14 protein-coding genes are annotated in these 12693 nt (G+C 43.2%); 7 read left to right on the plus strand and 7 right to left on the minus strand.

Annotated elements, in window-relative coordinates; genetic code table 11:
* The first annotated feature begins 5 nt into the window (after nucleotides 1-5).
* A complete protein-coding gene (gene ybeY / locus AC3IT7_RS12635) occupies nucleotides 6-488 on the plus strand; it encodes an rRNA maturation RNase YbeY (RefSeq protein WP_489248698.1) in 483 nt (160 codons plus the stop codon).
* Nucleotides 489-653: 165 nt separating this feature from the next.
* On the opposite strand, the gene AC3IT7_RS12640 is transcribed toward ybeY, so the two are convergent.
* On the minus strand, nucleotides 654-1511 hold the full coding sequence (locus tag AC3IT7_RS12640) for an energy transducer TonB (RefSeq protein WP_489250017.1): 858 nt from the start codon (nucleotides 1509-1511) through the stop codon (nucleotides 654-656).
* A gap of 263 nt (nucleotides 1512-1774) precedes the next feature.
* On the opposite strand from AC3IT7_RS12640, the gene AC3IT7_RS12645 reads away from it, so the two are divergent.
* From AC3IT7_RS12645 to AC3IT7_RS12655, 3 genes are all read left to right on the plus strand, one after another.
* Complete coding sequence (locus AC3IT7_RS12645) at nucleotides 1775-2461, plus strand: hypothetical protein (protein ID WP_475654859.1); 687 nt, start codon at nucleotides 1775-1777, stop codon at nucleotides 2459-2461.
* A 185-nt stretch (nucleotides 2462-2646) separates the two neighbouring features.
* Entirely contained in the window at nucleotides 2647-3330 is a 684-nt protein-coding gene (locus AC3IT7_RS12650; RefSeq protein WP_489250018.1) for a DUF3108 domain-containing protein, read from the plus strand.
* Nucleotides 3331-3419: 89 nt separating this feature from the next.
* The gene (locus tag AC3IT7_RS12655; protein WP_004732222.1) at nucleotides 3420-3995 is read left to right on the plus strand and encodes a xanthine phosphoribosyltransferase; all 576 of its coding nucleotides are present in this window, start codon (nucleotides 3420-3422) and stop codon (nucleotides 3993-3995) included.
* A 299-nt stretch (nucleotides 3996-4294) separates the two neighbouring features.
* On the opposite strand, the gene AC3IT7_RS12660 is transcribed toward AC3IT7_RS12655, so the two are convergent.
* From AC3IT7_RS12660 to AC3IT7_RS12670, 3 genes are all read right to left on the minus strand, one after another.
* A complete protein-coding gene (locus AC3IT7_RS12660) occupies nucleotides 4295-4969 on the minus strand; it encodes a hypothetical protein (RefSeq protein WP_489248699.1) in 675 nt (224 codons plus the stop codon).
* A gap of 84 nt (nucleotides 4970-5053) precedes the next feature.
* Nucleotides 5054-6259 (minus strand): CsgG/HfaB family protein, encoded by a 1206-nt coding sequence (locus AC3IT7_RS12665; protein ID WP_489248700.1) that lies wholly within the window; start codon nucleotides 6257-6259, stop codon nucleotides 5054-5056.
* A complete protein-coding gene (locus AC3IT7_RS12670; RefSeq protein WP_489248701.1) occupies nucleotides 6253-6630 on the minus strand; it encodes a hypothetical protein in 378 nt (125 codons plus the stop codon). Before AC3IT7_RS12670 ends, AC3IT7_RS12665 begins: the two co-directional genes overlap by 7 nt.
* Nucleotides 6631-7492: 862 nt before the next feature.
* Here AC3IT7_RS12670 and AC3IT7_RS12675 point away from each other — a divergent pair.
* A complete protein-coding gene (locus AC3IT7_RS12675) occupies nucleotides 7493-7897 on the plus strand; it encodes a hypothetical protein (RefSeq protein WP_489248702.1) in 405 nt (134 codons plus the stop codon).
* A gap of 28 nt (nucleotides 7898-7925) precedes the next feature.
* On the opposite strand, the gene wrbA is transcribed toward AC3IT7_RS12675, so the two are convergent.
* Nucleotides 7926-8522 (minus strand): NAD(P)H:quinone oxidoreductase, encoded by a 597-nt coding sequence (wrbA, locus tag AC3IT7_RS12680; RefSeq protein ID WP_489248703.1) that lies wholly within the window; start codon nucleotides 8520-8522, stop codon nucleotides 7926-7928.
* 112 nt (nucleotides 8523-8634) lie between these two features.
* On the opposite strand from wrbA, the gene AC3IT7_RS12685 reads away from it, so the two are divergent.
* The gene (locus tag AC3IT7_RS12685) at nucleotides 8635-9882 is read left to right on the plus strand and encodes a YihY family inner membrane protein (protein ID WP_489250019.1); all 1248 of its coding nucleotides are present in this window, start codon (nucleotides 8635-8637) and stop codon (nucleotides 9880-9882) included.
* A gap of 30 nt (nucleotides 9883-9912) precedes the next feature.
* Here the strand turns inward: AC3IT7_RS12685 and yddG are convergent, their stop codons facing one another.
* A complete protein-coding gene (gene yddG / locus AC3IT7_RS12690; RefSeq protein WP_489248704.1) occupies nucleotides 9913-10800 on the minus strand; it encodes an aromatic amino acid DMT transporter YddG in 888 nt (295 codons plus the stop codon).
* A complete protein-coding gene (locus AC3IT7_RS12695) occupies nucleotides 10797-11735 on the minus strand; it encodes a DMT family transporter (protein ID WP_489248705.1) in 939 nt (312 codons plus the stop codon). Before AC3IT7_RS12695 ends, yddG begins: the two co-directional genes overlap by 4 nt.
* Nucleotides 11736-11839: 104 nt before the next feature.
* Here AC3IT7_RS12695 and AC3IT7_RS12700 point away from each other — a divergent pair, with 104 nt between their 5' ends.
* Nucleotides 11840-12646 carry an AraC family transcriptional regulator gene (locus tag AC3IT7_RS12700; RefSeq protein WP_489248706.1) on the plus strand — a complete coding sequence of 269 codons (807 nt, stop codon included), beginning with the start codon at nucleotides 11840-11842 and terminating at the stop codon, nucleotides 12644-12646.
* The last annotated feature ends 47 nt before the right edge of the window (nucleotides 12647-12693 follow it).

The raw sequence follows: 12693 nt of genomic DNA on the forward strand, positions 1-12693 counted from the left end.
TTGTGTTGAAACTTAGTCTTTCTTTACAACAGGATTTTCAGTCGCCTGAACTGGTACTAAAACGTGCCTATATCAAAAAAGTGGTTGAAACCACTTTACGTCATATCGGCACCCAGAGTAATTGCGAAATCGGAATTGCCTGTGTCGACCATGATGAAAGTCATAAACTTAATCTGGAATATCGTGCTAAAGATAAATCGACCAATGTCCTGTCTTTTCCCAGTGAACTTCCAGATGAGATGGCGCAATTTCTGGATGCATTTCCCATTGGCGACCTGGTAATTTGTATCCCGGTGGTGCTTGCTGAAGCGACTGAGCAGCAAAAACTACCTTTGACCCATTTCACCCATATGCTGGTGCATGGCACTTTGCACCTGATGGGCTATGACCATGAAACCTCAGATGCAGATGCTGAAGAGATGGAAGGTATTGAAATTGAGATTCTGGCCAAACTGGGTTTTGAAAATCCTTATCTGGAACGAAACTAAAATATCTAAATTGAAAAAGCGGGCTAAGGCTCGCTTTTTTTATTGTTTACCCTCACCCCAACCCTCTCCCATAAGGAGAGGGAGTTCTAATACCTATAGTAATGATAGTTCTCCCTCTCTTTGGGAGGGAGTTAGAGGGAGGGTCAGTTATATAAATTGAAAGAATTAACGCACCTCAAACTCTGCCTCGGCAGGATCAAAACGCCAGGTCCGGATAATCCGCAATTCAGAAATTTCCTTCATTTTGGCATCAAAGGCACCAAATGGAGCTGCCTTACGCACGGAAGATTTAGCCGCTTCATCCAGCATGGCATGACCTGAACTGTCAATCAGTCGGATAGCACGAATCCCGCCATTCTGGTTCAGAATTACCATCAGCCGGACTTCCCCTGCCAGACTTTGCTGCTTGGCCGCTTCCGGATAATACTGGTTACCATAAAATTCTACTTTCTGACGAAACTTTTCCAGATAAGCTGCCGAAACATCCTGCTTGGACTGAATGCCATCCACCGTTTTAATTTTTTGCTGGCGGCTAAAGTTTTGCTGACGTTGTAAATATTGTGCTTCCAGACTGGCCACCATAGCCGCTTTAGCCTGAAACTGGCTTTGTAACTGTTCCTGCATTTTTTTACGCTGATTTTCTTCTGCCTGTTTTTGCCAGCTCAAGGTGGTCATCAGCACTTTTTCTTCAAAACTGAGTTCTTGTTTCTGTTGCAGCAGATCCGGACTTTCCTGCTGCTCTTCCCCTGCTTTCTGCTCCAGTAAAGGAGAAGGCATATCACTCGACATCCGGTGCGCTTCTCGAAACTTGCCAGACCCTTGCTGGTCGGTTTGGGCCAGAAAGTCAGCATGTTCAATTTTTTCATCGGTTTGGCGCAAACTGACTGCAATTTCCTTGGTGCTGGTATTGCGATCTTGCGGCATGCCAAATTCCAGTGTCAGCACGATCAAATGCAGAATGCCTGCGGCAAGCACGGCACTGCTAAACACCGGATCTTTCCACCAGCTTCTGACCAGAGGCATTAATATCATGGTTTATCACATGACCAAACTCAGTACTGAGTCCAGTTCCCCAAAAAAAAGTATTTTTAAAGATTAAAAATAAACAGCTTAGGCATTTGTCTTTTTAAAATGCCAAATCCATCAAATCTTCAACGTTACATAACTAAAACTATAAAAATGGTGCTATTTATTTTGCTAAACTTCAAGCATGAACGCTTGTATTTTTCATACAATTCGACAAGATACAGCCCGAGTCAAAAATAAAGTTGCCAGGACGCTTGAATATGCAAACGCTAATTTCCAATATTTCCAATCGAATCCGTCAAGTGTATCAGAGGGCGGAAGGATTTATTGAGGATGAGCGTGAATTCCCTTTATCGCAAGTCTTCTTAAATGCAACTTTTCAACGCTTTGTTACTGACAATGTCGATGCTCTGAAAGATTTGCATGCAGACCTGCATGAAGACTGGCTGCGCCTCTACGCTACACTGGACTATAAAGGCCTGAATGTAACTTTGTCGGTCGATTTGAAACTGGTGCAGATGGAACTGAATAAAACCACGCAGCTGATCGTTTTCGAGCAAATCAGTGATACCCAGCTGATTGAAGCCAAATATCCAAATCTGCTGTATAAGCTCGGGGTGCGTTTTGCCCTGTTCTTCTATCAACGGGTCTTGAATAAAGATCCTTTGGGCATGATTCTGGAAAAACTGGGTGTCATTAAAGTCATTGATGACTTGCTGTATCTGGATCTGAATCGCTGGTTAGGTAAAAACCGTTCCATTATCGACACGCTTGGCAAAGTTCATGTGAATCATGCAGTGCTTCGCGAAGCTGAACTGGTGGTGATTGGCAATGTGAATCTTGCGGCCCTGTTTAGAAAACTTTCGCAAGACCGAGAGGAAAACTGGGATGCAGACGACATGGATGATAACGTGGTTACTCCAATCAAACAGAAAGATCCGTCTTAAATAGTATCCAAGGTCATTTTTTAAATTTCTGTTTAAAAAACTACATGAAAGATACACTTCTGGCAAAAATATCCCTTTAATTTCCACATTTTGATCAAATAATAAAAAGTGGAAAGTGATCAATTTTATTCGAAATTACACAGGACAATTTTTTTATGGCAAAGACTGTATTTAAAACTTTAGCGATGACCACTGGTCTAAGCGGTGTAATACTGTTGACTGGTATTTCTAGCCAGGCTTTTGCCATGACCCCGTTTCAGGCCAGTTATCAGTTTAGCTATAATGGCAAGAATATGGGCTCTGCTACCCGCACTCTGAGTAAATCCGGCAATAACTGGACTTATGTCTTCGCTGCAAAAGCCGGCGCTATTGCCTCTGCAACTGAAACCAGCCGTTTTACTTTTAATAATGGCAAGATTGGTTCGAGCAGTTTTAGCCGTAGCAGTAAAGTTATGGTGCATAACAACACCATGAGTATTAATTTTAATCCTTCCAGCAAAACCATCAGTACCAAAAAAGACGATGAAAAACGTTCTTTTGCCTGGAGAGCAGATGTTCTGGATGAACTGAATGCGGAATTACAAATTCGGGAAGACCTGAAAAATGGCGGCTTAAAATCGAATTATTATCTTGCTGATGCCAAAGAGGTTGAAGGACGTAAGTTTGTTAAGCAAGGTACGGAAACCGTCAGTACCAAATATGGTTCATTTAATACCATCAAGGTGGTGATGAAGCATAGCAAGCCGGGACGTGAAACCATCTTCTGGCTGGCCCCAAAACTTGACTATCTGCCAGTCAAAGTTTCGCATGTAGACAAGAAAACTTCCTATGGTTTGCTGTTAACTGACTATAAAGGTGCAAGCAACTAAGGTTTTTGGCGAATTTTACTTGATTTTTTCCGGGTGCTTTTTACAATACGCTTTTGCTTGAAAAAGCACCTGCTCTTGAGGATTCTCCCGTGCATGCACTAGAACAGAAAATCTTGGCCGAAGGCATCGTTCTTTCTGAAGAAGTTTTGAAAGTGGATTCTTTCTTAAATCACCAGATTGATCCAGTCATGATGCAACTGATTGGTCAAGAATTTGCGCGTCTGTTTAAGGATGCTGGCATCACCAAAATTATTACGATTGAAGCATCAGGTATTGCACCTGCAGTGATGGCAGGTTTAGAACTTGGCGTACCTGTGATCTTTGCACGTAAATATCAGTCTTTGACCCTGAAAGATGATTTATATCGTTCTAAAGTGTTTTCATTTACCAAACAGACTGAAAGCACCATTGCCATTTCCAACAAACATATTAGCTCAACCGACAAGGTTTTAGTGATTGATGACTTCCTGGCCAATGGTCAGGCAGCACTGGGTTTAGCAGATCTGATTCATCAGGCAAATGCTGAAGTGGTCGGTATTGGTATCGTGATTGAAAAATCATTCCAGCCAGGTCGTGACCTGCTGCTTGAAAAAGGCTACCGGGTTGAATCACTGGCACGCGTAAAATCTTTAACCAATGGTACAGTTGAATTCGTTCGCGATTAAATTTAAAAAATGAATATATTAAAAGAGTGCTTTGGCGCTCTTTTTTATTTTCTCTGCTTTATTCGGCCTGTATAAAAATATCTGAAAACAGCGATAATTTTGCCTGATGCCTTATTTATAATCTCAAGCTGAAACAGAATCTTCTTGCTTTCGCTTATTTATTTTTCAAGGTAGTCGGCATTATAAGTTAAATTAGTTTTATCCGATGAACAAACAACCAGTTATGTCAATTTTATTATAAGATAAAGAGGTCTAACTATCTGTCAATAGTTAGACCTCTGTTCACCTTGAACAAGAGTTTATTTAACCGTCACAGTAATACTACCGCTATTCACAGCACCGATAGCGGTAGTTGTGATGCTGTTGTTAATCGCAGTTGAGGTTCCTTGTGCAATCTCACTTACAGAAGCATCAATAGCACCCGCATTATAGGCAATGTTCGCTACACTATAATTGCTTAACGTTTCATTGATCTGCTCACTATAATTGGTAGATAGTGATGAACTCACCACTTCCGAGAGATCTGAGCTATCTGCAACCTCTGACACTGCTTCTAAAGTTTCAGAATTATTACTTGCACTGGTTATTTGACTGTAATCATAGTCATATGTTTCATCTGATACGTTTGATACCACTTTATTGAAGCTGCCCTGTTCGATACTGATACTACCTGTATTCGCGGCGCCAATCGCAGTAGTTTCAATAGTTCCTTCAATTGAACTAATCGCATCTGGTACTTCTCTTACTGCTTCTGCAAATGCTTCCAAATCGACACTTGCATCGACATTACCTGTATTCACTGCAAGATTAAGTGCAGAACCATTTTCAACCTGCTGGGAAATGGAATCCAAAGTAGCTTGCAAACCTGTATCTACGGTCACCTCCGTAGGTGTTTCACCATCTTGAGCATATGCCATACCTGCGCTAGACAGAAAGGCAACGGATAAAGCGACTGTTTTGATCGTATTTTTCATCGTTATTCTTCCTACTTTTGTTTTGAAGTACCTCTCGCTAAGTACTTCTTCTGACAATGGGAGCGAGCCCATTTTTAAATCTGTTTAATCCCGCTGGCTGCTAGACCAGTAATTTTCGACCACTTCGGGATTGGCATCCCAGAGCGTTACAGCTTTGTCATCCTCTTTATTTTTACCATCTTGTTGTTGCCGGTCTTTTTCCTTATCTGTTTCGCTTGAAGACGATGAGCGCTGCTGCTTGCTGATATATTTAATCAGCTCCTGTTTGCTCATTTCCGGTTCGGCTTCCGGATTTTGAATCACTTCAGATTCTTTCTGCTTATGTGGTTTGGTATCTTTGCTGGGTGAGTTGGTTGACTTATTTTTTTCATTGGATGAATCCGCCTGACGTAAGGCCGACTCCTGGAGCGGACTGTTTGAATCGGTATTTTTCTGCTGCTGATTTTTCTTATACTTATGCAAGGCAACAGAACTGCGGGTTAAATTCAAGCGGCCAAATTCAGGAGGAATTTCCGCACGGCAACTTTCAAATACCGAGGGCGGGACGACCTGACTGAGTAATTCGAAAGTGGCCAGATTCAACATTTGACGCAGGGCAAAATTAGTCGCCTCCCGTTCTCCCTTGCCAATTTGGATATTTAATAGCGTACGACCCGCAAACCTGCCCACATTAAGGCCATAATCCTGTGCCGCAATTTGTTTTTGCAACGAAACGTTGCCCACAACTTTACTGCTACGGGTATCGGTCAGAGATAAATCCAGACCAACCATAATCCGGGTTTGACTATAATTCGGGCCAACCCCGGCAACCTGCATGTCAAAGCCACCACCCGGAATAAAATCCAGACTGTTGATACTGCCGGTGACATAGTAGTCCGAAGCCTGGATTTGTCTTGGGTCACGAATGCCCCACTTGGCTTCGCTTTCAATGATCCGGGGATCACGCCGGTTCATTAAGCTCACCCCTGCCTGAAACAGGGCAGACTGCACCATATCTCCTGCACCTTGGGTTACCATTTTCCCACTTCCGCCATTGGTCACCACATCCTTACCGGTTTGATCCAGAATCGCACCTACGGAAAAACTTACATCGCTACGCAGTTGCCCTTTTAGGCAGGACAAGGCCATATCAAAAGGGGTAAAAATATCGGTAATCGGTGGTCCTTGTACCAGGCTAACCGGTTTCTTGTTTGAAGGAGCCAGACCGGTACAGCCAGTTAAAAAAGAGCTGAGCAGGACAGTGATCGTTACAGAAGATCTATGTCTACTGATCCAGGAGAGATTCAGCATAGCGACTCTCCTGATTGGTTACTTAAATTCAGGCAGCGCTGTGGATTTTGATTGGTATTTGAACTGACAGGAGCTTCATTCAGCAGTTCACTGGAAATATCGACATTGTTATCTGAGCCTTCAACATTGATATTATTGGTTGGAGTATTGACAGTCCCTATGGAGGTGGTGGAGGTACTATGAATGGTGGTTTTACCTAATCCAGAATAATAATCGGACTCCTTGAGTTCGATCAGGTTGGCTTGAACTAGATTCTCATTGGAACGGGCACTTGATGATTTCCAACGCTGAGTCCACTCATCAGATGTGGCATAAGCATTGTTTATAAAACAAAAACATAATAAACCCAGATTGACGATTAATATTCTCATAATCTTAATACCTTCTAATCTAAGATATTTATTTAATTCTTTAATTGACTAAGATTAAATTTATCTGAAAAATATTAAATCACATAAAAAAATAAAAAGTAGAATCCATGCTTATTCACATATTTATTTAAATGGGATAAAAATTCATATATTTGTTTTTATTTATAAAAAATATTTTTGTTTATAATTTGTGATTTGTAAGAAATCATTATAATAAAAATATATGCATATAATATTCATTTAAAAAGCTTGATTAAAATAATATATTTTTTATCTCATCAATAATAAATAGATTATCTAATAATGACTGAAATTATTATTTCTATTAACCTAGTGCATCTGTAAATTTTTATTTTATTAGAACTTCTACCAAATAAAAATAATGATCACGCTTTATGGGAAATATAATTATCCAATGATCATCCGGATGACTTATACAAAAATGCCGATATTGAGGTGCTTTTTTAGCATAAAACGCCCTATTACCTTTAAAAGCAGCTTTTGCTGTACGGCAGTTCAGCACCCCAAGCAAAAATGAATTACTTCGATTAGCAAGACGTGGCCAACCGGGATTCTCTACAGAGCCTACACGTAGCGGAAATGTCTAGCCTTTATAGCGCGGTCTTATCAAAATTATTTAAAAACAATTTACCCCGGAAAATATGGATCTATTTACAGCTGAAATACAATATATGAGCTTTAATTCAATTAAAATCAGATGGGTAGAGAATGCGCCGGATCCCAGGATTCAGCATCTATATACGATATGGCTGCATGTCATGAAGAACTGCTGATCTTGGCGACATTTCATTTCCTGCATGAATTTAAAATAAGCAAATAGCAAGCCTTGATGGAAAAATCTATGCAATGTCCTAAATGTGGTTCAGCCGAGATTGAACAGCGTAATCATGAACAGAATTTAAAGAAAATTGGCGGCATTCTCATGAGCTCGGCCGGCGCCACTGCGGGAACTGTCGGCGGTGCTGCTTCAGGTGCATCGATTGGCGCCGCCATAGGAACCGTTGCCGGGCCTTTAGGTGTGATTTTAGGTGGGACGGTGGGCACTTTTGTGGGTGCAATCAGTGTTGGCATTACTGGCGGTGTTGTAGGTAATTTCTTAGGGAAAAAAGCGGGCATTTCCGTCGATCGTAATCTGTTTCAGGATTATCAATGTTTGAAATGCAAACAGCGCTTTAATATCAAAGTTGACCAGCAGAACAATATTCAAGACCTCAAGGAAGCTGATGACCAGAAAAATGAAGACTAAGCGCTTCATTTTCTGATCCAATCATCAATCAAGCCTGATACAGCTTTAAGGCCACTTCGGCCAGGCGCTTGCCTTGGGCTGTACAAAGAATTTTTTCATCCTGACTTAAACCTTGATCATGCCGTGGACCACTGACATGACTCGCACCATAAGGCGTGCCTCCGGTTTTGGTATTGGACAGGGCCGGTATGGCATTACTAAGCCCCATAATCATCATGCCGTGATGAAACAACGGTGGCAGCATGCTTAGCAAGGTACTTTCCTGTCCGCCATGCATGGAACCCGAAGCAGTGAAGACACAGGCCGGCTTAGCATGCAGCGCACCATTTAGCCATAAACTGGTGGTCTGATCCCAAAAGTACTTCATTTCAGAAGCCATATTGCCAAAACGGGTCGGTGAACCTAAAGCCAGGCCGGAACACTGGGCCAGATCTTCTAGACTGCAGTAAATATCCCCTTCCGCCGGAATGCTTGGTTCTGCCACGTTGACGACTGTCGCAATATTCGGGACAGTCCGAATCTTCACTGCCATCCCTGCCGACTCAATCCCGTTAGCGATCAAATGCGCCATTTCTTTGGTTGATCCATATTTGCTGTAATATAAAACAAGGACATAAGGTTGCATAAAGTTCTTATTCATTACTTAAAAAAATAAAACTATACGGTATTTTGCAACTTTTTTGGTTAAGCTGATGATGAAAATTCATGATGACTAAAAAAATTGAGATTGGATGCACATGATTGTTGAGTATTTAAAAAAGCTGCCTTTTTATGAGAAACACTGGTTTCAATTTATTTTATTTGTACTTCGACGCTTTGAGGCCGACCGCTGTCGTGACCAGGCAGGTTCCTTAACCTATACCACCCTGTTCGCTGTGGTGCCAATGCTGACTGTATTCCTTGTCATTATTTCTTCAATCAAGGCCCTGGAACCGGCACGGCAACAGTTACAGCAGCTGATCTACAGTAACTTCCTGCCTAAAACCACCATTGCCTTTGACAAAGCCCTGAATGCCTTTACCGATAAATCCAGCAATCTGACCGTTATTGGTATTCTATTTCTGTTCATAACCACGGTGCTGATGCTCAGCAGTATTGAAACCGTATTTAACCGGATCTGGCGGGTCACTGAAACGCGCGGCGGGATTATCGGATTTATGCGCTACTGGACCATCATTTCGCTGGGACCGATTTTACTGGGTAGCGCCTTCGTGATTTCATCAACCGTAGCATCCATGAGTGTGCTCAGCAATAACTTTGCCGGTTATGAGCTCAATGGTGCTTTTGTCCTTTGGGCTATTTCCTTTTCGCTGACCGCACTCGGCTTTTTTATTCTCAACTGGACCATTCCAAATCGCAGTGTGCCACTCAAATCGGCCTTTATAGCCGGTCTGTTTAGTGCAGTGGTATTTGAACTGCTGAAGAACCTGTTCGGTTATATCATGTCAAACTTTACCAGTTATGAAATTGTCTACGGTGCCTTTGCAGCTGTGCCGATTTTTCTGCTCTGGATTTATCTGTCCTGGATTATTGTGCTATTGGGCGTCGAGATCTGTTATGCCCTGACGGCGTTTGAATCTGGGCAGGACAATAAACGCCATCCGATCGTGATGTTGCTGGATCTGTTAGAATTATTTTATAGAAAGCAGAAAACCGGTGAAAGCATTAGTGAAGCCGAAGCACTCGAGGCCTTGGGTCGGGATGAAATCGGGCGCTGGCCAAGCTATGTAGCCATGTTTGAAAAGCAGAATCTGATCAAACGTACCGATGACAATGAATATGTACTGGTTCGTGATCTGGATCAAGTCAGCTTCTGGAGTTTTTACCTGCAATTGCCTTATCCACTGCCGCGTAAAAATCATCTTGATGATCCTCATACCGATGAGGTCTGGATGCAAAAGTTCTCGCCTAAACTGCATGAAGCCGATCAATATCTGGAAGAAAAACTGAGTTTTCCACTCTCCGAATTATTCCGGAATAAATAATCCTCCATCCTCTCGCTTGAGAGGATTTTTTTAAGTTGCCTGCGTCGACTTCCAGCAGACGATTGCACCTGCAGTTACCAAACCAGTGCCCATCCAGAACGTGAGTTCAGGACGAATATCCAGAATCAGCATGGACATCACTGAAGACAGAACCGGCATAAAATAGGTAGCCAAGATCAGCACCTTGATATTGCCATACTGCATGCTCTGGTTCCAGTTACTGTAGGCGATACCAATCAGGCTCCCCACCACCGCGATTGCAAGCCAGAGCTTCAATGATGGCAGGATAAAAGGTTCATCCAGTCCCAGATGCAAGCCCCATAATGCGATAACGGCGACCACAAAGAAGATCGGTACGCCATTCTGTCCACGGCCATATTTTCGGGTCAGTACGCAATAACATGGCCACAATAAAGCGCCAAGAAAAGCAAAACCATAAGCCCAAGGATTTTCAGCCAAAACCTGGATAAATTTTGGCAGGTTGGTAATCTCGGGATTGACCACCAGCATCAGTCCCACCACGGCAAGCAGAAAGCCTGGAATTACCCAGAAACGTGCCCGTAACTGACGGACAAAAATCGAAAAGACAATCATCAAGGGTGGCCACAGATAATTGATCATCGCGATGAGCATTACCTGTTCACGGTGATCTGACAGGGCAACGGCAACCAGAAACAGAATTTCATAAGCGACAAATAAGCTGCCACAACCCAATAGATAGCGCTTCGACATCTGCCTGATATCAGGTAATCCGATTAAGGCCAAGATCGCCAGACTGCTAAAACTGTAAATCAGGGCGATTCCCTGCACCGGGCTGGTAGATTCAGTAATCAGTTTTACTACAGCCACCAGACTGGCCCAGATCAGAATGGAAGACAGGCCCACCCAGGTGGCTAGTTTCATCGACCAGATATTCATGTTTGCTCTTGAGTGCTTTTATTGAGATTTGGCTTGGTTAGCCATCCCTGCACGCTCACCAGAATCACCCCCAGCATGACCATACCCGTGCCGACAATAAAATTGATTTCGATCTGCTCATCCAGAATCAGTACCCCAAACAGCATGCCAAATACTGGCGTTAAAAAGGAAAATACGCCCAGACGTGAAGCCAGATAATGTTTCAGCATCCAGAACCAGATCAGGTAACTGGCAAAGGAAATCACGACAGTATGGAAAACCAGACTGGAAATGGACAAGACCGTCCATTGAATGGCGGCTTGCCCACTAACAAAGGCCAGGGGTAGCAATAATATGCCGCCCATCAACAATTGATAAAATAATGTCTGGGTGGCAGGTGCTTCAGCCAAACGGCTGAGACGTACACTGACAGTAGTCGCTGCCCAGAAAACCCCACCAAGCAAAGCCAGAAAATCACCCCACAAAGCATCTGTGTGTAAAGGAGAGCCTGTTTCTGGTCTGAGTAAAAAACTGACCACAATTCCACTAAATGCCAGCAAGATACCACCCCATTGCATACGTGACAAACGCTCTGCCGGCAATTTCCAGTGCAGTCCTAAAGCGACAAAAATCGGTGCGGTATACAGCAAAACGATGGTATGCGATGCCGAGGTATAACGCAGCGCTTCGCCAATCAGATAAAACTCGGTTGCAAACAACACACCGACCAATAGCCCTGCGGGTAAATAGCGGGTACTCCAGAGCTGACGGCGTACACTCTGCTGAATGAGAGGATAAACCATCAGCGCGGACAAAGCTGAGCGTAATGCAATTTGCATCAGGGCTGAAATATCACTGGCGGCCCATTTCAGTACCACCTGCTGTAAGCCCCACAACATACACAATATAAACATGATGGCAGATGCTTTGGCATCTAAGGCCTGACGCTGGCTCACGTGTAATCCTGTTGCTTATTTGGAGCGTACACTATAGAAGTGGCAGAAATAAAAGATATACTTCAAAGCAGACAAATGATGGTGTTATTCAGGCAATTTCTGTGATGCAGAAAAAAATTCATACGGATTCGGCTTTACTTAAACAACTCCCTACCCATGACCTGATTCAGGCACCACTCTGGATCAGTTTCAGGGAAGACCCCGCTCAATCTGTTTATCCGCTGCATGGCCATGCCTGGGGAGAATTTGTCTATGCTTTTCATGGGGTGATGGAAGTAAATATCGATCAGGTCAATTATGTGACGCCCTCACCTCACGGAATCTGGCTGCCACCGAATTTACAACATCGCGGCCTGAACCGTACTGCGGTTTCGCATGGCACCTTGTATGTACATGAATCATTGTGCCGCCAACTTCCCTCCCAACCGGGCATTCTGCTCAGTACGCCACTGATCACGGCTTTATTTACCCATCTGAAACAACTGCATCGGTACGACAACCCGGCATTTGAGCATTCCGCTGAATATCAGCGTTTGTTACAGGTATTGCTCGATCAGCTACAACAAGCAAAACTGGTCAACAGTTATCTACCACATTCAGAGCATGCCTTAGTCAAACAGATTTTAGATTATTTACATCAGCATCCGGCAGATCAAAGCTCGCTGCGGCAACTGGCTGAACGCGTGAATTTAACCGAGCGGACGCTAGCGCGCTATAGCCAGAAAGAGCTGGGAATGTCACTGCATGAATGGCGACAACGTCTGAAAGTGATACAGGCCATGTCTTTATTAAATGCAGCACATAGTGTTGAAAGTATTGCCTTTGATCTGGGCTATGCCAATGCTTCGGCATTTATCAGCATGTTTAAACGCTGGATGGGAACCACGCCGGACCAGTTTCGCAAATTATAGAAGCTGACCCGTCATTTTTTATCAAAAATAAAGGAGCCGAATGGCTC

The organism is Acinetobacter sp. KH_038, assembly GCF_057839405.1.